The organism is Conexibacter woesei DSM 14684, from assembly GCF_000025265.1.
Taxonomy (GTDB): Bacteria; Actinomycetota; Thermoleophilia; order Solirubrobacterales; family Solirubrobacteraceae; genus Conexibacter; species Conexibacter woesei.
Genome location: NC_013739.1, coordinates 2,061,297 through 2,080,253, shown reverse-complemented (window position 1 = coordinate 2,080,253; position 18,957 = coordinate 2,061,297). Strand labels below are relative to the sequence as shown.

Here is an 18,957-nt window from a genome sequence, read left to right as displayed (position 1 = left end):
CTCCTCCGGCACGTGCGCGTCGGCTAGGATCGCGCGCCATGTTGGCGGGCGTGTGGTGGTCGTTCGATCGCGGCGGCGCCGAGATCGCCTGCCGCGATTTCGGCGGCGACGGTCCGCCGGTCCTGCTCCTGCACGGCCTCGCCGGTCACGCCGAGGAGTGGGCGCAGACGGCCGGCTGGCTGACGGCGCGCCACCGCGTGCTCGCGCTCGACGCGCGCGGCCACGGCCGCAGCGAGCGGCGTCCGGCCGACATCTCGCCCGCCGCCCACGTCGCCGATGTCGCGGGCGCGATCGGGCGGCTCGGCGCGGGCCCGGTCGTGCTCGTCGGCCAGTCGCTCGGCGGGCTCACGGCGCTGCTCGCCGCGGCCGAGCACCCGCGGCTCGTCCGCGGCCTCGTCGTCGCCGACGCGAGCCCACAGGAACGCTCCGCCGAGGTCGTCGACTCCGTCGGCCGCGCGCTCGGCGACTGGCCGGTCCCGTTCGCCTCGCGCGCCGACGCCGTGGCCTTCTTCGACGGCCCGTCGCTCGCCGCCGACGCCTGGGCCGACGGCCTGGAGCGGCGTGCCGACGGCCTCCGGCCGCGCTTCGACGCCGACGTCGCGACGGCGATCCTGCGCGCGGCGGTGAGCCGCCCGCATTGGGACGCGTGGGAGCGGATCCGCTGCCCCACGCTCGTCGTGCGAGCCGAGGCGGGCACGCTTCCCGCCGCCGAGGCGGAGGCGATGCGCACCCGGCTCCCCCATGCGCAGCTCGTCGAGCTGCCCGGCGCCGCGCACGACCTCCACCTCGACAGACCCGAGGAGTGGCGTCACGTCCTGACCGCCTTTCTCGACGTCGCCGTCGAGGGAGACCGACTCGTCCAGCGCGGGAGCTGAGGCCGCGACCGTGATGGCGATCCCGGAGCGACTGACGCGGGCGGTGGAGCTGATCGGCGTCGGTCCCGAGCAGCGGATCCTGGAGATCGGCTGCGGGCCCGGCGTCGCCGCCGCGTTGATCTGCGAGCGCCTGTCGGAGGGATCGGGCGGCGGTCATCTGACCGCGATCGACCGCTCCGAGACCGCGATCGCCCGCGCGAGCAGACGCAACGCCGGCCACGTCGCCGCCGGCACCGTCGACTTCCGCCGCAGCGACCTGGCGGCGCTCGCGCTCGACGGCGCGCGCTTCGACACCGTCTTCGCCGTCAACGTCAACCTCTTCTGGGTCGGCGACGCGAGCGCCGAGCTGGGCCTGCTGCGCGACGCGCTGGTGCCCGGCGGCCGCCTCCACCTCTTCTACGAAGGACCGAGCCCCGGCAAGGACGGCCGCATCGCGGACGCGATCGTCCCCGCGCTCGCGGCGCACGGCTTCACCGCGACGAGCACGACGGTGCCGCCGCTGCTGTGGATCGCGGCGACGGCCCCGTCGCCGGGTCAGGCCGCGTAGCGCTGCTGCGCGCGGGCGCGCGCCTTCGCCGCCTCGACCTCGCGGTCCTTCGGCGGCGCGTTCGTCTCCAGCTCGGCAAGCAGTCTGCGCGAGACCTCGGTCACGGCCGCGACCGCGCGCTCGAACGCCTCGGCGTTCGCCTGCGACGGTCTCGTGAAGCCGCTGATCTTGCGGACGTACTGCAGCGCCGCGCCGTGGACCTCGTCTGTGGTCGCGGGCGGCTCGAAGTTGTAGAGCGTTCTGATGTTTCGGCACATGCCCCAATCGTAGTCCACCTGACGCCGCGCTTGACTTCAAGTGCACTTGAGGATGCATGATCGTCGCAACGATCGACAAGGAGGCAGGACCATGCAACAGCTCGCCAGCCCAGACACCGCGATCGCCGGACTGCACGCGTCCGCGCCGGCCGTCCTGCCGTTCGCGCCCGAGTACGCGATCCGCGCGTTCCTGCTGGAGCGCGAGCACGGCAACGTGCTCGTGTACAGCGCCCCGGACCTCGCCTCCGAGCGAGCGTCGATCGACGCGCTCGGCGGCGCCGAGCGTCACTACCTCAGCCACCGCCACGAGGCGATCTTCCTGCCGGCGACGCCGCTCGCGCCGCTGTTCGCCGACGAGCGCGAGGCCGACGCGGTCGAGGCTCCGCACCACGTGCGCGGGACGTGGTCCAGGCGCCATCTGCTCGACGACGACCTCGAGGTGATCCCGATCCCCGGGCACACCCCCGGAGCGACCGCGTTCCTGTGGGACACCGGTGCCGAGCGGATCCTCTTCACCGGCGACACGCTCTATCTCGACGGCGGCGAGTGGGTCGCGGGACTGCTGGAGTCGAGCGACCGTGAGGCGTTCGTTCGGAGCCTCGAGCTGATCCGCGAGCTGGAGTTCGACGTGCTCGTCCCGTGGGCCGCCGGCGCCGGGCAGCCGTGGCACGCCCGCACCGACCGCGACGACGCGCGCCGCCGGATCGACGCGATCGTCGCGCGGATCAGGCGGGGAGAGGACGGCTGAGCGCCCGATCTGCCCGGTCAGCGATGAGTTCCGGTCGCGCGGTCCGTCTATGCCCGTGAGATGCCGACCGACGAGCGTTCGAGATGACCCCCGCGACCTACGGGTCGCTGCTCGCCGCGTGCCGCGAGCGGGCCGAGTCCGAGCCCGACGCGGGCACGCGGCTGAGCGTCCTGCACCTCGCCCATGGGCCGGCGTGGACGATCGCCTGGGCTGCACGCGACGCGGCGCGCGCGCCCGACGGCGCCGGCGCGGGGACGAGCGCGTGATCGCCGGCGCGCACGTCGCCGGGATCCCGCTCGAGGAGCTGCTCGTCCTGCTCTACGGCGGCGGCGCGACGTGGTTCGCCGTGCGCGCCCTGCTGTCGCGGCTTGCCGCGCGGGCGAGACGCGCGGGCCGCGGCAGCCGCGCCGCCCATGCCCATCGCGCCGGCCACGTCCACCACGCGATCCCCGCCGCGCGCCTCAGCCCGCCAGCGTCCGGCGCGCGTGAGCGGTCAGCGCACGGGGCCGCCGGACTGACCGGCCCCTCCGCGCGCCAGGCCAGCTCGATCCGTCCGCGCGGCTGCGGCCGCGTCAGCGCGATCGCGTGCAGCTCGCCGGAGCGGGCGGCCGCGAGCGAGGCGGGCAGGATCGCGACGCCGAGCCCGCGCGCGGCGAGCAGCGCGAGCGGCACCGGGTCGCTCGCCTCGAACGCGATGCGCGGCTCGACGCCCGCGGTCGCGCAGGCGTCGTCGAGCGCGGTGCGGATGCCGGTGCCGCGCGGGAGGCACATCAGCGGGCTGCCGGCGAGCGCGGCGACCGTGAGCGTCGAGCGCGTGGCCAGCGGGTGCGTGTGGGAGACCGCGGCGACGAGCGGCTCGTCGGTGAGCGTCTGCGTCGCGAGGCCCGGCGGCGGACCCGTGCGCGCCGAGCCGATCAGCGCGAGGTCGAGCTCGCCGTGCTGGAGCGCCTGCACGAGGCGGTCGGAGTTGTCCTCGCCGAGGGTGATCTCGACGTCGGGGTGGAGACGGCTGAAGCTCGCCAGCAGGTCCGGCAGCACGGCGGACGGATACGAGCTGACCATCCCGATCGCGACCCGCCCGCGCACGAGCCCGGTCAGCTCCTCGATCGCGCCGCGGACGGCGCCGACCGACGCGAGCGCGGCGCGCGCGTGCGGCAGCACCGCGACCCCGGCTTCGGTCGGGCGGACGCTGCGGCCGGAGCGGTCGAGCAGCTGCTCGCCCAGCTCCGCCTCGAGTCTGCGGACCTGCGCGCTGACGCCCGGCTGCGCGACGTGCAGGCGGGCGGCGGCGCGCGTGAAGCTCGCCTCCTCCGCGACGGCGACGAAGTACTCCAGCTGGCGCAGTTCCATACGCATCGATTCTAGTGATGAGAGGAGTTAGATCTTTGACTTCTGCCCGATCCGGAGCAGGATTGGGGCACCAGCCGAGCACCAGACGAGAGAGGAACGACGATGACCGACAGACGCGAGACCGCCACCACCCCCGAGGACCTGACCCGCCTGTTCGTCGAGCGCGCCAACGCCCACGACGTCGAGGGCCTGCTCGCCCTCTACGAGCCGGACGCCGTTGTCGCGTTCCCACCCGGGCAGGAGACCATCGGCCACGACGCGATCCGCCCCGTGTTCGAGCAGATGCTCGTGCAGGTCCCCCGCTTCGAGCCCGAGCGGCCGAACCCGACGCTGCGTCACGGCGACATCGCGCTCACCTCCACCCCGGCCTCCGACGACACCGGCGGCCGCACCCAGGTCGTCCGCCGCCAGCCGGACGGCTCCTGGCTGCGCGTGCTCGACCGGCCGGAATCGCGGTAGCGCCGCTCCGGCCGGAGTCGCGCTAGCGCCCGCTCGCCGGTTGCGCTCTTATCGACCACCTAGTACCTTGCGGTGCATGGAACCGCCAAGACCACGCGACGAGGCGCTGATCGCACAGCTGCGACGCGGGACGCTCCAGTTCTGCGTGCTCGCCCTGCTCGGGAACGAGCCGCGCTACGCGTTCGACGTCGTCAGGTCGCTCGGCGAGGTCGACGGCATGGTCACGAGCGAGGGGACGATCTACCCGCTCCTGAGCCGCATGCGGCGGGAGGGCATGGTCGCCTCCACCTGGCAGGAATCGCCGTCGGGCCCGCCGCGCCGCTACTACGAGCTGACCGACCACGGACGCGCGTCGCTGCACCGTTTCGCGACGGAGTGGCGAACGTTCCGCGACGCCGTCGACCAACTGATCCCGGGAGGAGCCGCATGACGACCGCACCCGCCACCGACCGCCTGGTCGACGACTACCTCGACCGGCTGGAGGACGAGCTGGCCGACGCCCCGTCCTCCCGCCGGCGCGAGCTGGTCGACGAGATCTCGACGCACATCGAGGAGGCGCGAGCAGCGCTCGCCGACGGCGGCACCGAGGCCGAGGTCCGCATGCTGCTCGACCGCCTCGGCGATCCGGCGGAGATCGCGGCCGGCGTCTACGAGGACGCACCGCCCGCCGCGCCGGCGGCTCCCGCCAGAGCGGCGTACGGATGGGCCGAGCGGATCACGCTCTTCCTGCTGCCCGTCGGCGGGCTGCTGATCCCGCTGATCGGCTGGTTCGCCGGCGTCGTGCTGCTGTGGACCTCCGACGCGTGGACGACGAAGGACAAGCTGATCGGCACGTTCGTCCTGCCGGGCGGCTACGTCGCGCTCGTGTGGGTGACGCTGATGGGCGGCAGCAGCAGCGACCAGGCGTGCGTGACGTCGGTCGGGCCGACCGGCAGAGCCCTGGGATCGCAGTGCACGGGCGACGGCGGCTCGGCGTTCGCCGACGTGCTCGCGGTTGCGGGGATCGCGATCCTGCTGATCGCGCCGCTCGCGACGGTCGTCTACCTCGGCATGCGGCTCAGCGGGCGGGCGCACGCGCCGCGGGCGGGTGTTGGGCGGCGCCCAGCGCTTGGGTAGCGTAGGACCATGTCCTCCTCCTGGCCGGTGCTGCCGCAGTACGAGGCGTGGCGCGAGACGTGCGACACGCTCCACGCCCACACGCAGGTCCTCGGCAAGCTCGCGGTGGCGCTCGCGCCGCCCGAGCCGCAGCTGCAGCACGCCGCGCTGCGGTTGACCGCACGCGGCTGGGAGACGCTGGCACTGCCTGCGCCAGACGGCTCAGGCGCGATCGTGGCGGCGCTCGACCTCGCGTCGCACGATGCGGTCGCCGAGCACAGCGACGGCCGCTCGCGGCGCATCCCGCTCGGGCCTGACCGGCCCGTTGGCGAGGTCACGCGCGAGCTGATCGACGCCGTCCGTGCGCTCGCGGGCGAGGTGACGATCGATCCGACGCCGCAGGAGGTCACGTGGACGGTGCCGCTCGACGAGGATGACGAGCACACCACCTACGACCGCGCGCAGGTGCGGACCTACTTCGCAGCGGCGACGCAGGTGGCGCTGGTGCTGGCGGCGTTCCGCGCGCCGTTCCGCGGGCGATCGACGCCCGTCAACGCGTGGTGGGGCTCGTTCGACCTCGCTGTCAACCTCTTCTCCGGCCAGCCCGCCGAGCCGCCGTCCGACGACTTCATCTTCCGCAACGCGATGGACGCCCAGGAGGTCGCGATCGGGTGGTGGCCCGGCGACGCGCGCTACGGCAAGGCCGCGTTCTATGCCTACGCCCACCCGGCGCCCGACCACTTCTCCTCCGGCACGCTCGACCCGCCCGCCGCGCGCTGGGAGGAGCCGCTGGGCGAGTTCGTGCTCGACTGGGACGACGTCGTCGCGAGCCCCGACCCGCACGACGCCGCACTCAGCTTCGCGCAGTCGGCCTTCCGCCACTCGTGCACCGTCTGCGAGTGGGAGCCGAGGCTGCTCGCGAGCGCCGAGGGCACGCCACCGCCGGTCGTGTAGGAGGTCGTCCTGGCTTGTGGTCGTCCTGCGACCACAAGGCAGGACAGCTCACGCCGCGAGCGTCCCGCGGCGACGGAGCGCGAGCAGCGCGCCGAGCGGCGCGACGGCGGCGACGAGCACGAGCGCGTCGGTGGGATCGGACGCCGCAAGCGCACCGGCGGCGGTCGCGCCGAGCGCGAGCCCGAGCCCGCCCGCGGTCGTCAGCCAGGTCAGCGCCTCGACGGCGTTGCGCTCGGGCACCAGCTCGTCGAGCAGCTCCAGCAGGCCTACGTTGTGGAGACCGTAGCCGGCGCCGGCCGCCGCGAGCACCAGCGACAGCGACGCGACCGAGCGCGCGGCGACGGAGGTTGCGAGCACCAGCCCGAGGAGCACGGCGCCAGCGACGTAGCGCCGCTGCGGCGTCCCCACCGCCCGACCCCGCCCGCTCCACAGCGAGCTGACGACGCTGCCGGCGGCGAACGCCGCGAGCGGCACGGCACCGAGCTCCGGCCGGCCGACGTCACCTGCCAGCGCCGGAGCGACCACCTCCACCCCGCCGAGCGCGACCCCCAGCACCGCCTCGCAGGCAAGGACCGTCCGCATCCCGGCGTTGCCGCGCAGCACGCCGCCGCCCGCCGCGCCGCCGCCGGACGCGCCTCCACCCCTCGCGCCGCCAGCGCCCGCCGCCCCGCCGCCCCTCCCGCCGCCGCCCGCCTCACCGCCGCCGGTCCTCACGCCGCCCGCCGCACCGCCGCCGCCCATCGCGTCGGCCAGCGCGGCGACGACGAACGCGCCGAGGAGCGGACCGAGTGCCATCAGCGCGAGCGCGAGCGCGGGTCCGGCCAGCACGGCGAGGCCGGCCGCGGCGGACGGTCCGAGCACGGTGCCGAGGTCGCCGAGGAGCGCGTTCGCGGCGTGGCCGGTGCGCGTCAGCCGCGCCCCGGCGACGCGGGGCCACAGCGCGCGGGCCGACGCGATCAGCGGCGGCGCGACCGCACCGGCGCCGGCCGCGACGCCGACCAGCGCCCCGAGCGGCCAGCCGCGGACGCAGGCGCCGACCAGGATCAGCAGCCCGGCGCAATGGGCGCAGGCGAACAGCCGCAGCGCCCGCGGACCGCGACGGTCGACGAGCCGCCCGCGCAACGGCGCGAGCGCGCCCGCGCCGCACGAGAACGCGCCGACGACCGCGCCGGCCGCGGCGAACGAGCCCGTCCGCGCCTCCACGAGCAGCACGATCGACAGCCCGAGGCTCGCGAACGCGACCCATCCCAGCGTGCAGGCGAGCGCGAGCGCCTTCGCATGCGGGCGCGAGCAGCGCGCCGTATGCCGACATCGAGATCTTCCTTCCCCCCGCCACCGCCGCCGTGGGGCGGCGCCGTGACGGATCGCCGTAGACGCGAGACGGGTCGGCCGCCGGATGGCGGAACCGGCCGCGCCGTGGGCTACGGCGGCGTCAGGCGAAAGCGGGAAGCGGCGACGTACGGCATCGGACGCCTACCGTAGCGCGACGGCACCGTCGAGCGGCGCGGATAGGCTGCGGCGCCCGGCAGTCGAGCAGGAGCGAAGAGCATGGACGCGGACAACCCGATCGTGGAGCTGTGCGGCAAGGGCATGATGGCCGAGGGCAGAGGCGATCCCGCGGCGGCGAAGCGTCTCTTCGAGCAGGCGTGGGAGCGGCGGTCCGACGACTTCGAGGCGAGCACCGCGGCGCACTACGTCGCACGCCACCAGCCGACGCCGGCCGCGACACTGGAGTGGAACGAGCGCTCGCTGCTGCACGCCGAGGCCGCTGCCGCGGCCGGCGACGAGCGCGTGCGCGGCTTCTTCCCTTCGCCGCACCTCAACCTCGGCAAGTCTCACGAGGACCTCGGCGACTTCGCGCGCGCCCGCGAGCACTACGCGCGCGCCGAGCAGTGCCTCGACCTGCTCGGCGACGACGGCTACGGCGGCCTCGTCCGCCGCGGCGTCGCCGCCGGCCTGGAGCGCGTCGCGCACGCCGCCTGACGCGCCCGCTCGGCCGCGGGTCAGCGCACGACGAACGTCGGCTCGATCGCGATCGCGGTCGAGAGGCTGTTCGCGATGAAGCACTCGCGGTGCGCGACCTCGACGAGCCGGTCGAGCTTCGCGCGCGGCGGGAGCGGCCGCTCGTCGCTGACTGCGATCGTGATCCGCGGCCGCAGCACGATCCGCGTGACGCGGACGGGCCGCGGCTCCTCCGGCATCTCACCCTCGGCGTCGTCCTCGTAGGCGACGACGTCGATCCGCGCGCGGGCGGCGACGGCGAGGAAGCTGAGCAGCTGGCACGAGCTGGCGGCGAGCACGAGCAGCTGCTCGGGGTTCAGCAGCGCCGGATCGCCCCCGAACGCCGGGTCCGACGAGAGCCTGATCTCAGCCTCCGCCGGCGGCGCGCTCGCCGCGTGCGCGCGATCGTACGCGTCATAGCCGGCACCGGTGGACCCCTGCCAGCGCGTGCGCGTCGTGTACCTGTGCGTCGTCGCCATACCCGTTCAAGACGGTAGTCGACTCCCCGACCGGACCGTATACTCGGTCGCCGCGGGGCGTGGCGCAGCCTGGTAGCGCGCCTGCTTTGGGAGCAGGAGGTCCTCGGTTCGAATCCGGGCGCCCCGATGCAATGGAAGCCCCGCCACGGCGGGGCTTTCGGCGTTTCGGGCGGCTCGGTGCGCGGCGGGGTTCCTGGTGGGAGTACCAGTCGGGAGTACCAATCGTCGTCTCGGCGGGACGACGAGCCATGTGAGACAGCCGCTCGCGCTCAACCGCGCGTCGATGAGCTGGGAGATCCCATCGGGCATCGAGCGTCCAGCAGCCCGTCCGTGTCGCCCAGGAAACTACGCCGTCTATGCCAGGCACGCCCTATCTCACCGACACGCGTCAGCCTCTCTCTGATTCGACCGATGCGTTCGGTCACCGCGACTACGCCGCAGCGCTTGTCCACGCCCTCACGAGATCGCAACCCCCCTTCACCGTCGGCCTCTTCGGCGACTGGGGCGTCGGGAAGAGCACTGTGTTGGCGGAGGTCGGGCGCCAGCTCGACGGCGAAGGCGTCGTCTACGTGCAGTTCGATGCTTGGCGATATGAAGGTGAGGCGTTCCGCCGCCAGTTTCTGAAAGACGTTGGTGCTCAGCTGACGAGAGCCGGCGCTCTCGACAAGTCCTTCGATCCAGCGGAAGGCTTGAGAGACCTCTACCAGTCCGTCCAGACGCAGGGCAAAGAGACATGGCGCCTGAACAAAGCAGGCTTGCTCAAGCTCGCCCTCTTCTTTGTCCTTCTTATCGCCCTTGCGTTCGTCATCGGCGTCGGTCCCGGCGATCTCTTCGATCAGAGCAACTACAGATCAACCACTGTCGGGGCGTTGTTTCTGGCGTTCGTCGGTCTCGTGGGAGCGATCTTGGTGCGCGTCGACAACACGCTGGAGGTAACACGCGACGCGATCACCAAGCATCGCTTGGAAGAGCCAGAGCGGTTCACCGAGCAGTTCACGCGGATGCTCGGAGCCGTCAAGGCGGAGCGCCTGGTCATCGCCATCGACAATCTCGACCGTCTCAACGCTGAGGACGCGGTGATGTTCCTCAACACGGTGAAGACATATCTGGAGCCCGTCATCGAGTCGAGCAGGGACGCGCACTCAGCACCGTCGGTCGTCATCCTGATTGCAGCTGACGACCGAGCGCTGCGGCGACACCTTCTCAGTCGGACATCCGCGCTTGCCGACGAGAGCGAAGCGTTGATCTATGCGGACGAGTATCTGCACAAGTTTTTCAACGCTTCGATGCACATGCGGCCCGTGTTGCCTGACGACATGCGGGAGTACATGAGAGCGCACCTGACCGCCTACGCGGAACGATGGAATGCTCCTGGTGATCTCCCGAACCTCGTCCGCATCGCGAGCGCCGGACTGCGTCATAACCCTCGGCGTGTGAAGCAATGGGTGAACAGCCTGGAGCTGCGAACACGGCTGATTCGAGAGCGCGAGCGGACCAGCAACGATCATGTTGCGAGACTCGATCCGCCTATCACGAAGAACCTTCCGATGGTCGCCAAGCTTGCTTTGATCGAGGAGGAATGGCCGGAGGCGTTTGCGAGCTTGCAACGCGCTCCGAAGCTGCTGAAGGAATGGCACGCGCAGGCAGACTTGGGGAGTGACGCGATACCGCCGTCGTGGGGTCGAGAGGACTGGCGGAAATGTGCGGCGTTCCTCCGAGCTACAAGCCATATCTCGGTCGACAGCATTCGACCGTTTGTTCGACTGCGACGGTCCGTCGCCGAACGTGATCTTCCCCGATATGACGAAATCCACGACGCTCTCACGGGCGGAAATACGCGACTCGTGGAGGAGGTCTTCTCCGGGATCTCTGCGACGGCTCGTGCTGCCTATGCCCAGCGGCTCGACGACATCGTTGAAGAGGAGCTTGACGCCGGGAACGTCGACGGCGCGCGACACGTCATCCAAACGGCCATCACAGCCGAGCCGCTTCGCGAGTCGGCTGGGGTAGCCAGGGTGCTCAGCCGAGCCGCAGTCGAACCCGACCTGCGGGAGGCGCTTCCCCAGCTTCCGCTCGAAGCCCTCGCGACAGCGACCTCGCAATCGGCTGAACCTATGGCCGCTAAGGCGATTTGGAAGCGGATCTTCGATGCGTTGGTTCAAGACCGCTCCACGGACGGTCACAGCAAGGCGCGAAGCGTCGTGCTCGCGAGAGCGCTCACGGAAGGCCGTCTCGACGCAGAGCTTTGTCGACAGATAGGACGCTGGCTGGAAACCGAGCAGCAGCGTGATCCAGAGTTGGGGGAACGCCCAGATTTTGGGACGCTTACGCCGCTCGTTCGAGCACATCCCAGCTGGTTGATCGAACAAGGGTTTAATGCTGCGACACGACAGCTTGACCAGGACACGAGCGCGGCTCGCTTCAACAGCGAGCAGTGGGAGATCATGCTTCTCGGACTCAGAGAGGCCGTCGTCGCCCTCGCCACGGCTGAGGAAGTAGGCACGAGACTCACTGACATCATCATCAACCACGCCGATGGCGAGGACACGAGCTACCTCGTCAGACCGTGCAGCGATTACGTCGAAGCCGTGCTGACCGGCGGGTACAGCGTCGACACTTTCGCCGCCGGATGCAGTTCGCACCTCGGTCGGCTGTGGCCCACGAAGGACCGCGAGCCATCTCCCGCTGACCCTGACGAGCACGAGTGGGCAGCGCTCGGCTTCAAGCTCTTTCAGTCAGCTGATGGCAACCAAGGAGATGTCGGGGACCACGTAGTGCAGCAGTTTGCGACCCAGACGATGGCTCTCGCGAACGCGATCAATGCTGGCGCGCTCCCGATAGGCACCCCTTCGGTAGAGAACACAGGGAGCTTCTACCATCATCTGGCGATCCAGCTGCGCACATCGCTTCACGGGAACGCTCAGGAAGCGCGAGAGATCATCGCGGCCATCTCAACCATAGACGCCGAACATGCGCCCGATCACGTTGCTGAGGTGCTGTCAGCGTCCGCATCGAACGGATACGCCGAAACGATCCAAGTCGTCTGGGAAACGCAGAAGCCCCTCGTGCTGAAGTCGGCTGAGTCGGTGGCGAGCACGATCGCCGCCAGACTCGAGATCGGAACCGATACCGAGACAGCGGTCGCCCTTCTGAACATGATGCCGGAGATTCTGCCTCATGCATCCGCCGATGCTGCCGCGCGGCTTGCTTCCGTTGTCTGGACCATCTTCAGAAGCGAACCCCAGCACGTCAGCCGCGACACCGCTAGAAGCGCGATCCTCGCCACGGCAGCGCAGCGCGGCGCAACGGATGCCCTGTCCACCTGGCTCGGCACAGCGCACGCCGACCTCGTCTCTCCTTCCGAGGACGACGCCGATCGAGCGGCAGCGATGCTCACGCAGCTGGCTGATAACTTCAACAAAGAGCAGCGTTCGCAACTTGCGCAGCAGTTGACAGTCTGGGTTCAAGACCAGCAGGTGTCGCTCGAACGCGTTGCCCGGATCGCTGCCAGCTTGAGCAGGCTGCGCGTCGAACTAGCCGAACCGCTCATGAATGCGCTGATCGAACGCGACGCCAGCCTCCCCCGCGACAACACCCGAGACCGCGCCCCTGTCGTCCGTGCGGCTCTTCACCTCGGACGCTCAAGCCGTTCGTCGCGGCTCAGGGGGGCGGCAACGGCCTTCGAGAGACGACTGGTCAACAGCGGCTTTCCCGAAGACAGAGCCGTTATGGAAGAAGCGCGCCAGGCACCTAATACGCCCGAGAACTGACGCCAAGTCGCAAAAGGACCGGGTCTCAACCTATGCGAGCCTCGCCGGTTTCTGCGTTCCACGGCACGGTCGAGAACCGGCCGCAACGGTGCGGGCTATCGAAGGGCGGACCGACACCGATGCCGCGGCGATCCGGCGGTCGCTGACCAAGCCACACACGTTCACCGAGCGTTCGACCGTCAAGGCCATTTCACCCATCGCCCAACTCGCTGAACCGCACAGCCGCCCGGGTAGGCATCGCGAACGGACCGTGGCGGTGCGCAAGCCCTGCACGCACGAGCTCGCGGACGGCGCGCTCGATCGGGTCGCTCTCTGCGAACTCGCCGGTCTCGGCGGTCAGGTCGCGGATCAGCTCCTCGATGCTGAGCTGGCCGATGTCGAGCAGCCGGTCGAGCACGGCTCGCTGGAGCTGGTCGTCGCTGTCGCTCATGCGGGGCGCGGGCAGGCCGCGAGCGCGTCGAGCAGCGCCTCGCGTGTGAAGTCCGGCCAGAGCTCGTCGCGGAACACGAGCTGCGAAGTCGCGATATGCCAGATGAGGTAGTTGGAGATCCGGCGCTCTCCTCCCGTGCGGATCACGACCTCGGGCGGGCGCAGCTCGGGCGCGTAGAGCTGCGCGGCGAACTCGGCCTCGGTCGTGCCCGTAAAGCTGCGGGCGGCGTCGACGATCTCGGCTCGCCCGCCGTAGTTGAACGGGATGAAGAACGTGATGCGTCTGTTGTGCTGCGTCAGCCGCTCAGCCCATGACATCAGCTCGACCACATCCCGCGGAACCGGTGCGGTGCGACGGCCGATGAAGCGCATGCGCACGCCTTCGGCGTGCAGCGTCGGCGTCTCGTGCTCGATGTAGAGCCGCATGAGCCCCATGAGTGCGGCGATCTCGTCGTCATCACGGGTCCAGTTCTCGGTCGAGAAAGCGTAGATCGACAGCTGCTCGATTCCGAGTTCCGCGGCGTCGCGCAGCCGGCTGCGGACGTTCTCCGCTCCTGCTCGATGGCCCTCCCAGACCGGAAGCCCGCGCTGCTGCGCCCAGCGGCCGTTGCCGTCCGTGATGATCGCGACCGTGGCTGGAGCCGGTGCGTGTGGTTCGTTCATCGGATCAGACGGACGGTGAGCGGTTCTTCGCCGGGCGCCTCGGCAGTGAGGGAGTAGCGGTGCTCGATCGCGCCGCGCCGCTGTATGCGCTTCGAAACGCGGATCAGGCCCAGCGTATGCAGCCGGCGGAAGTGGTACGCCAGCAGGTTGATGGAGACGTCCCACGCCTTCGCGAGCTCGCTCGGGCTCGCTGCACCGCGCTCGCGGAGGTAGCCGAGGATCCTCACGCGCACCGGGTGGGCCAGCGCTCTCGCGAGGCGCGTGTCGATCGCGAAGGGGTCAGCAGGTCTCGGGCGGTTCCCCATGGCGACGTCGGCGCATCCTCCGCTACCGGCATCGCGCGGTCGCGGCGTGCTCTTCGAGGACGGTCGCGAGGCGAGCGATCTGCTCGCGGTCGCAGGTGTCGAACTCGGCTTCTGGAGAGAGAAGCGCCTGTGCGGTGAGGCGGCGGACGAAATGCGCGTCGGCGTCGCGGAACGAGCCGAGCACATGACCGACGGTCGTGTGCTGCCAGGACGTGTGGAAGTCGGTGCAGCGGAGCATCTCCGCCAGCGCGCGAAAGCCCTCTTTCACGGAGAGGCAGCGCGCGAGGACCTCGACTCGGGCGACGTCCGCGACGCCGGCGGCAAGCGCGGCTGCGGCGTCGCGCTCGAGGTCGCGTCGCTTGACCTCGAACTCCGCTGCCGCGAGCTGCGCGATCAGCGTCTGGAGGCGGTCGGCACGGTCGGCGACCTTGTCGCAGATCTCCTTGAGGTCCGCCACGTCTCTCGTGGAGAGGTTGACTGAGGAAGTCGTCGAGATGTCTGGGTCGACGCCGCGCAGCAGCGCTTGCCCGTGCAGGGCCAAGACCTCGGTGCTGCGCAGGGACTCCGCCAGCTCGACCCAGCGCAGCGTCGCGCCGGCCTTGTCGTGCGCCGGCTGCGTCACGAGCACGACGAGCGGAAGGGCGTGCGACCCCGGCGACCACGCTGAGGGGGAGTCGCGTGGTGCCGGGGCCGCGGCTGGCCCAGCCTGTCGGCGACTGAGTGCGCTGAGCTCGCCGGGATCGAGAGGGGGAACTCTCGTGGCGAGCATCCGCGCATGGATCCAGTCGGTCGCGGGGGCTGGGGGCTTGGTCGGTGCACGGGGAACATGCAGCGCAACTCTCGTTCCACCACTGACTGGAAACCAGTGTCGCGCTCGAAGGTTCAAGCCGTGAATAGAGCGTGTGGTGTCACGCAGCAAGTTGCGCCAGCAAGACGAGGTTGAATAGTCTGGAAGACGGGAGCATTTCTCATCTTGGGGACTTCGGAGAGTTTCGCGCGCCACGCGACGCCCGCTGCCAGCGCGGCGCCTCTGCTGACGGTCGAGCGCGCCTCCAAGCACCGGCGCAGCGGTCGCCGCGTCGAGGCCGTGCTCGACGCGATCTCCTTCGATCTCGGACGCGACGAATATGTCGGTCTGCGCGGTCCGCGACGCAGCGGGAAGACGACGCTGCTGCGGATCGCGGCCGGGATCGAGCTGCCCGACAGCGGCGCGGTGACATGGTGTGGTCGGCCAGTCGCCGAGCTGCCGCGCCGCGAGCGGACGCGCCGGCTGCGTGAGATCGCGTTCGTCGCGCAGACACAGGCGTGGCGAGCGGCGCCCGGCAAGCCGATGCTGGACCACATCGCGCTGCCCCTGCTCATCACTGGCACGCCGGTATCCGAAGCGCTTTCGAAGGCACGGGAAGCGGCAGTGCAGGTCGCCGCCGAAGCGTTCGTCGACGCCGCACCGCATGAGCTGCCGCCCGACGCGCTCACGCGCCTCGCGCTCGCCCGCGCGCTCGTGCGTGACCCCAGACTGCTGATCGTCGACGACCCCGGCGGCGGTAGCAGCGACGCCGAGCAGCAGGCGCTGCGGACGCTGCTGGTCTCGCTCGCGCGCGGCCGGCGCGGGATGGCCCTGCTGGTCGGCTCGCGCGAGGTGACGATGCTGCGTGGCGCCGATCGGATCATGTCGCTCGACGGCAGCGGACAGCTGCGCGTTCCTGAACGAACCACCGGGCGCGTCGTCCCCTTCCCCACGGTCGAGGAATCGTCGGAGTGACCGCGCTCGAGCTGGACGCCGTAGCCAAGCACTACACGACCGGCGGCGAGATCGTCCGCGCCGTCGACGGCGTCTCCCTGACCGTCCTGCCGGGCGAGATCGTGGCGCTCTACGGCCCGAGCGGATCGGGCAAGACGACGCTGCTGGAGCTGGCCGCCGGCACTCAGACGCCCGATCGCGGCACCGTCCGCTTCGGCGGTGTCGACCTCGCGACGCTCTCCTACGCCGACGCCGCCAGCTACCGTCGCTCGCTCGGGTTCGTCTTCCAGCGGTTCTACCTCCATCCCGGAACCTCCGCGCTCGACAACGCAGCGATGAAGCTGCTGTTCGCCGGATGGACCCCGCGACGCGCGAAGCTGCACGCGATGGAGTGGCTGAAGCGGGTCGGTCTGGAGAAGCGCGCCAGACACACGCCGTCGAAGCTGTCGATGGGCGAGCAGCAGCGCGTCGTGATCGCTCGCGCGCTCGCCGGGGAACCGAAGCTGATCCTCGCCGACGAGCCGACCGCCAGCCTCGACACCGAACGCGGCCGGGCGACGCTCGCGCTGCTGTCCGGGATCTGCCACGAGCGCGGCGTCGGGATGCTGCTCGCGACGCACGATCCCGACGCGGCCGCGTTCGCCGACCGCGTCTGCGACCTCCGTGACGGCGTCCTCACCGAGCGTGCGGACCACCTGCCCGCTGACCGCGGACCTGACGTCGCGCGCGCATGAAGCTGCGCACCCTCCTCTACCTGTACGGCTGGCGGCTTCGCGCGCACCCGTTCCAGGAGCTGCTCGCCGGCGTCGGCATCGCGGCCGGGGTCGCGCTGCTGTTCGCCGTCCAGGTCGCGAACACGAGCATCACCGGCTCGGTCGACAAGCTGCTGTCCGGCATCGTCGGCAGCGCCGACATGCACGTCACGTCCGTCGCCTCGGACGGGTTGAACACAAGAGCGGTGACCGCGGTCCGCGCGACCCCGGGCGTCGACGTCGCGGCACCCGTGTTGGAGCGACGCGCGATCCTCGTCGGACCGAGTGAGAGCCAACCGTTCGAGCTGTTCGGCGTGGAGCCCAGTCTCGCGACGCTCGGCGGAACGCTCACGCGGAACTTCGGTGAGAGCGGACTGTCGCTGCCCGAGCGCGGGATCGTGCTGCCGAGCGAGCTGGCGCGCGCCACCGGCCTCCAAGCAGGCAGCACCGCAACAGTCGCTATCGGCGGCCGGCCCGTCCGCGTGCCGATCGCCGCGGTGCTCGGCGCCGACCAGATCGGCGACGTCTCTCGCAGCCCGCTGGCGGTCGCACGGATCGAGTACGCGCAGGAGATCAGCGGGATGAGAGGACGCGTCACGTCGATCTTCGTCCGCGCCCAACCCGGAGCTGCCGGCGAGGCGCGAGCCGCGCTGCGCACGCTGGCCGACGGCCGCTTCGACGTCGGCGACGCCGACGTCATGGTCAGACGTCTGCAGAAGGCGACGGAAGCCAACGATCAGTCGACCGCGCTGTTCTCGGCGATCAGCGCGATGGTCGCCGTGCTGTTCGCATTCAACGCGATGCTGCTCACCGTCCCTGACCGGCGACGCTTCGTCGCGGAGCTGCGCACCCAGGGTGCCTCGGTCGGGCAGGTGACGGCAGTCATCGGTTCGCAGGCACTGATCCTCGGCGTCGTCGCGTCCGCCGCGGGCCTGCTCGCCGGAGACTTCCTCTCGCGCACCGTCTTCGACGGCGTGCCCGGCTACCTCGCCTTCACGTTCCCGATCGGCACGCAGCGAGTCGTCCCGGCAAGCGCCGTCATCCTGGCGTTCGCCGCCGGCGTCCTCGCAGCGCTTGTGGCGGGCGGACGCCCCCTGCTGGACGCCTTCTCGCGCGGCAACCTCGAGGCAGCGTACGACGAGGAAGGCGAGCCCGGAGAAGGCATCAGCATGCGACAGCGCCTGGTCCTGCTGGGCGTTGCGATCGTGCTGCTGTTCGTCACCGCGATCGGCGTCGCGATCGAGCCCAGCGCCGCGGTCGTCGGCGTGCTGGTCCTGACCGTCGCGGCACTGGCAGCGATGCCGGCGATCTTCGCCGGCTGCATGTGGCTGCTCGACTGGATCGCCGAACGGCTGAACCTGAAGCTGCTGATGATCGCCGTGATGAGCGCCCGTGCATCGATGACGCGGTCGGTCGCCGTCGCGTCGATCGCGGCGGTCGCCGTGATCGGGAACGTCGCGATCGGCGGCGCACGCAACGACCTCGTCAGCGGGTTGCAGGCCGGCTACGCCGACCACCTGCGCACCGCCGACATGTGGATCACCACCGCCGGCCAGAGCCTCACGACCGACACGTTCACGATCACCGACCCGGCCGTGAGACGCCTCCGCGACGCCCCGGGCATCAGCGCCGTTCGCCACTACCAGGGCGGGATGGTCGACAGCGGCTCACGGCGGATCTGGCTGATCGCCCGGCCTAGAGACGACGCGACGATCGTCCCCGCCTCGCAGATCGTCGAGGGCAACGCAACCGCAGCGACCGAGCAGGTGCGGCGCGGCGGCGCAGCGGCCGTCTCGGGCGTGCTCGCAAAGAGCCAAGGAGTCGGCATCGGCGACAGCGTCACGCTGCCGACGCCGCAAGGAGAGCTGCAGCTCAGAATCGCCGCGCTCGTGTCGAACCTGAGCTGGGGACCGGGCGCTGTGATCCTCAACGCCGACGACTACGCGCGGGCATGGCAGACCACTGACCCATCGGCGATCGAGATCGACCTCACGCCGGGCACGACCGCAGCCGCCGCGAAACGCACGATCGCGGAAGCCCTCGGCAGCCGGGCAGACGCCTTGGACATCCAGACGAGAGCCGAGCTGCTCGCCGAGTTCGAAGGGCTGCTCAACCAAGGGCTGACGCGGCTGACCCAGATCTCCGCCCTGCTGCTGATCGCCTCCGCGCTCGCGCTCGCCGTCGCGATGAGCGCATCGGTCTGGGACCGCCGCAGACTCCTCGCCGCCTACAAGCTCGAAGGCGTCAAGCGCCGCCAGATCGGCGGCATGCTGCTCTACGAGGGCGCGAGCGTGCTTGCCGTCGGCTGCCTCGTCGGTGTCGCCGCGGGCGTCTACGGCCATCTCCTCGGCAACCGCTGGCTGGAGCTGACGACCGGGTACCCCGCGCCGTTCTCACTCCAGATCGGCCACATGCTCTCGCTCGTGGCCTTGGTCCTCCTGCTGTCCCTCGCGATCGTCGCGCTGCCGGGCTATCTCGCCGCCCGCGTGCCGCCACGGCTGCGCTTCCAGGAGTAGCGATGCAGCGCCTCTG

Annotated in this window: 21 protein-coding genes and 1 tRNA gene; 14 read left to right on the top strand and 8 right to left on the bottom strand. The window is 70.9% G+C overall.

Going from position 1 to position 18,957, the window contains the following annotated elements; all coding sequences use genetic code 11:
- The first annotated feature begins 38 nt into the window (after window positions 1-38).
- Entirely contained in the window at window positions 39-875 is an 837-nt protein-coding gene (locus tag CWOE_RS09875; protein WP_012933458.1) for an alpha/beta fold hydrolase, read from the top strand.
- Between the two features lie 13 nt (window positions 876-888).
- Window positions 889-1,422: a class I SAM-dependent methyltransferase gene (locus tag CWOE_RS30540; RefSeq protein WP_012933457.1), complete on the top strand. Its 534-nt coding sequence runs from the start codon at window positions 889-891 to the stop codon at window positions 1,420-1,422.
- Here the strand turns inward: CWOE_RS30540 and CWOE_RS09865 are convergent.
- Entirely contained in the window at window positions 1,410-1,679 is a 270-nt protein-coding gene (locus tag CWOE_RS09865; protein WP_012933456.1) for a DUF2277 domain-containing protein, read from the bottom strand. The genes CWOE_RS30540 and CWOE_RS09865 overlap by 13 nt on opposite strands.
- A gap of 91 nt (window positions 1,680-1,770) precedes the next feature.
- Between CWOE_RS09865 and CWOE_RS09860 the strand changes: the two genes are divergently transcribed.
- A complete protein-coding gene (locus tag CWOE_RS09860) occupies window positions 1,771-2,427 on the top strand; it encodes an MBL fold metallo-hydrolase (protein ID WP_012933455.1) in 657 nt (218 codons plus the stop codon).
- A gap of 83 nt (window positions 2,428-2,510) precedes the next feature.
- Complete coding sequence (locus tag CWOE_RS09855) at window positions 2,511-2,693, top strand: hypothetical protein (protein WP_012933454.1); 183 nt, start codon at window positions 2,511-2,513, stop codon at window positions 2,691-2,693.
- Window positions 2,694-2,745: 52 nt separating this feature from the next.
- Here the strand turns inward: CWOE_RS09855 and CWOE_RS09850 are convergent, their stop codons facing one another.
- Window positions 2,746-3,777: a LysR family transcriptional regulator gene (locus tag CWOE_RS09850; RefSeq protein WP_012933453.1), complete on the bottom strand. Its 1,032-nt coding sequence runs from the start codon at window positions 3,775-3,777 to the stop codon at window positions 2,746-2,748.
- A 102-nt stretch (window positions 3,778-3,879) separates the two neighbouring features.
- On the opposite strand from CWOE_RS09850, the gene CWOE_RS09845 reads away from it, so the two are divergent.
- The 4 genes from CWOE_RS09845 (at window position 3,880) to CWOE_RS09830 (ending at window position 6,285) form a co-directional block, all read left to right on the top strand.
- Window positions 3,880-4,236, top strand: a complete 357-nt coding sequence (locus CWOE_RS09845; RefSeq protein WP_012933452.1) for a YybH family protein — start codon at window positions 3,880-3,882, stop codon at window positions 4,234-4,236.
- Between the two features lie 76 nt (window positions 4,237-4,312).
- Window positions 4,313-4,666, top strand: a complete 354-nt coding sequence (locus CWOE_RS09840; RefSeq protein ID WP_012933451.1) for a PadR family transcriptional regulator — start codon at window positions 4,313-4,315, stop codon at window positions 4,664-4,666.
- Window positions 4,663-5,352, top strand: a complete 690-nt coding sequence (locus CWOE_RS09835) for an HAAS signaling domain-containing protein (RefSeq protein ID WP_012933450.1) — start codon at window positions 4,663-4,665, stop codon at window positions 5,350-5,352. Before CWOE_RS09840 ends, CWOE_RS09835 begins: the two co-directional genes overlap by 4 nt.
- A 9-nt stretch (window positions 5,353-5,361) precedes the next feature.
- Window positions 5,362-6,285 carry a DUF5996 family protein gene (locus tag CWOE_RS09830; RefSeq protein ID WP_012933449.1) on the top strand — a complete coding sequence of 308 codons (924 nt, stop codon included), beginning with the start codon at window positions 5,362-5,364 and terminating at the stop codon, window positions 6,283-6,285.
- Between the two features lie 48 nt (window positions 6,286-6,333).
- Here the strand turns inward: CWOE_RS09830 and CWOE_RS09825 are convergent, their stop codons facing one another.
- Window positions 6,334-7,488 (bottom strand): hypothetical protein, encoded by a 1,155-nt coding sequence (locus tag CWOE_RS09825; RefSeq protein ID WP_148260965.1) that lies wholly within the window; start codon window positions 7,486-7,488, stop codon window positions 6,334-6,336.
- A gap of 345 nt (window positions 7,489-7,833) precedes the next feature.
- On the opposite strand from CWOE_RS09825, the gene CWOE_RS09820 reads away from it, so the two are divergent.
- Window positions 7,834-8,268, top strand: a complete 435-nt coding sequence (locus CWOE_RS09820) for a tetratricopeptide repeat protein (protein WP_012933447.1) — start codon at window positions 7,834-7,836, stop codon at window positions 8,266-8,268.
- A 20-nt stretch (window positions 8,269-8,288) separates the two neighbouring features.
- Here the strand turns inward: CWOE_RS09820 and CWOE_RS09815 are convergent, their stop codons facing one another.
- Window positions 8,289-8,765 (bottom strand): OsmC family protein, encoded by a 477-nt coding sequence (locus CWOE_RS09815; RefSeq protein ID WP_012933446.1) that lies wholly within the window; start codon window positions 8,763-8,765, stop codon window positions 8,289-8,291.
- Between the two features lie 53 nt (window positions 8,766-8,818).
- Between CWOE_RS09815 and CWOE_RS09810 the strand changes: the two genes are divergently transcribed.
- Together CWOE_RS09810 and CWOE_RS09805 are read left to right on the top strand one after the other, a co-directional pair.
- A tRNA-Pro gene (locus CWOE_RS09810) sits at window positions 8,819-8,892 on the top strand.
- Window positions 8,893-9,121: 229 nt separating this feature from the next.
- Window positions 9,122-12,535, top strand: a complete 3,414-nt coding sequence (locus tag CWOE_RS09805; RefSeq protein ID WP_012933445.1) for a KAP family P-loop NTPase fold protein — start codon at window positions 9,122-9,124, stop codon at window positions 12,533-12,535.
- A 190-nt stretch (window positions 12,536-12,725) separates the two neighbouring features.
- Here CWOE_RS09805 and CWOE_RS09800 read toward each other — a convergent pair whose 3' ends face one another.
- The 4 genes from CWOE_RS09800 to CWOE_RS33415 are packed head-to-tail and all read right to left on the bottom strand — an operon-like array spanning window position 12,726 to window position 14,554.
- A complete protein-coding gene (locus CWOE_RS09800) occupies window positions 12,726-12,965 on the bottom strand; it encodes a hypothetical protein (protein WP_012933444.1) in 240 nt (79 codons plus the stop codon).
- Window positions 12,962-13,627, bottom strand: a complete 666-nt coding sequence (gene uppS / locus CWOE_RS09795; RefSeq protein ID WP_012933443.1) for a polyprenyl diphosphate synthase — start codon at window positions 13,625-13,627, stop codon at window positions 12,962-12,964. Before uppS ends, CWOE_RS09800 begins: the two co-directional genes overlap by 4 nt.
- Window positions 13,624-13,932 (bottom strand): winged helix-turn-helix domain-containing protein, encoded by a 309-nt coding sequence (locus CWOE_RS33420; protein WP_012933442.1) that lies wholly within the window; start codon window positions 13,930-13,932, stop codon window positions 13,624-13,626. Before CWOE_RS33420 ends, uppS begins: the two co-directional genes overlap by 4 nt.
- Before the next feature lie 22 nt (window positions 13,933-13,954).
- Window positions 13,955-14,554, bottom strand: coding sequence for a hypothetical protein (locus CWOE_RS33415; RefSeq protein ID WP_160165494.1), 600 nt, complete (start codon window positions 14,552-14,554; stop codon window positions 13,955-13,957).
- Window positions 14,555-14,905: 351 nt separating this feature from the next.
- On the opposite strand from CWOE_RS33415, the gene CWOE_RS09780 reads away from it, so the two are divergent.
- Genes CWOE_RS09780 through CWOE_RS09770 form a run of 3 tightly spaced genes read left to right on the top strand, consistent with a single transcriptional unit; the run spans window position 14,906 to window position 18,941 of the window.
- Entirely contained in the window at window positions 14,906-15,694 is a 789-nt protein-coding gene (locus tag CWOE_RS09780) for an ATP-binding cassette domain-containing protein (RefSeq protein ID WP_012933440.1), read from the top strand.
- A complete protein-coding gene (locus tag CWOE_RS09775; protein WP_012933439.1) occupies window positions 15,691-16,407 on the top strand; it encodes an ABC transporter ATP-binding protein in 717 nt (238 codons plus the stop codon). Before CWOE_RS09780 ends, CWOE_RS09775 begins: the two co-directional genes overlap by 4 nt.
- On the top strand, window positions 16,404-18,941 hold the full coding sequence (locus CWOE_RS09770) for an ABC transporter permease (RefSeq protein WP_012933438.1): 2,538 nt from the start codon (window positions 16,404-16,406) through the stop codon (window positions 18,939-18,941). Before CWOE_RS09775 ends, CWOE_RS09770 begins: the two co-directional genes overlap by 4 nt.
- Window positions 18,942-18,957: the final 16 nt, after the last annotated feature.

What these genes read in the sequence shown, in the direction of transcription:
- CWOE_RS09820 (WP_012933447.1), top strand. Translation starts at nt 7,834, where the DNA reads ATGGACGCGGACAACCCGATCGTGGAGCTGTGCGGCAAGGGCATGATG.
- CWOE_RS09800 (WP_012933444.1), bottom strand. Translation starts at nt 12,965, where the DNA reads ATGAGCGACAGCGACGACCAGCTCCAGCGAGCCGTGCTCGACCGGCTG.
- CWOE_RS33420 (WP_012933442.1), bottom strand. Translation starts at nt 13,932, where the DNA reads ATGGGGAACCGCCCGAGACCTGCTGACCCCTTCGCGATCGACACGCGC.
- CWOE_RS09835 (WP_012933450.1), top strand. Translation starts at nt 4,663, where the DNA reads ATGACGACCGCACCCGCCACCGACCGCCTGGTCGACGACTACCTCGAC.
- CWOE_RS09770 (WP_012933438.1), top strand. Translation starts at nt 16,404, where the DNA reads ATGAAGCTGCGCACCCTCCTCTACCTGTACGGCTGGCGGCTTCGCGCG.
- uppS (WP_012933443.1), bottom strand. Translation starts at nt 13,627, where the DNA reads ATGAACGAACCACACGCACCGGCTCCAGCCACGGTCGCGATCATCACG.
- CWOE_RS09860 (WP_012933455.1), top strand. Translation starts at nt 1,771, where the DNA reads ATGCAACAGCTCGCCAGCCCAGACACCGCGATCGCCGGACTGCACGCG.
- CWOE_RS09815 (WP_012933446.1), bottom strand. Translation starts at nt 8,765, where the DNA reads ATGGCGACGACGCACAGGTACACGACGCGCACGCGCTGGCAGGGGTCC.
- CWOE_RS09845 (WP_012933452.1), top strand. Translation starts at nt 3,880, where the DNA reads ATGACCGACAGACGCGAGACCGCCACCACCCCCGAGGACCTGACCCGC.
- CWOE_RS30540 (WP_012933457.1), top strand. Translation starts at nt 889, where the DNA reads ATGGCGATCCCGGAGCGACTGACGCGGGCGGTGGAGCTGATCGGCGTC.
- CWOE_RS09865 (WP_012933456.1), bottom strand. Translation starts at nt 1,679, where the DNA reads ATGTGCCGAAACATCAGAACGCTCTACAACTTCGAGCCGCCCGCGACC.
- CWOE_RS09855 (WP_012933454.1), top strand. Translation starts at nt 2,511, where the DNA reads ATGACCCCCGCGACCTACGGGTCGCTGCTCGCCGCGTGCCGCGAGCGG.
- CWOE_RS09805 (WP_012933445.1), top strand. Translation starts at nt 9,122, where the DNA reads ATGCCAGGCACGCCCTATCTCACCGACACGCGTCAGCCTCTCTCTGAT.
- CWOE_RS09875 (WP_012933458.1), top strand. Translation starts at nt 39, where the DNA reads ATGTTGGCGGGCGTGTGGTGGTCGTTCGATCGCGGCGGCGCCGAGATC.
- CWOE_RS09830 (WP_012933449.1), top strand. Translation starts at nt 5,362, where the DNA reads ATGTCCTCCTCCTGGCCGGTGCTGCCGCAGTACGAGGCGTGGCGCGAG.
- CWOE_RS09850 (WP_012933453.1), bottom strand. Translation starts at nt 3,777, where the DNA reads ATGGAACTGCGCCAGCTGGAGTACTTCGTCGCCGTCGCGGAGGAGGCG.
- CWOE_RS09840 (WP_012933451.1), top strand. Translation starts at nt 4,313, where the DNA reads ATGGAACCGCCAAGACCACGCGACGAGGCGCTGATCGCACAGCTGCGA.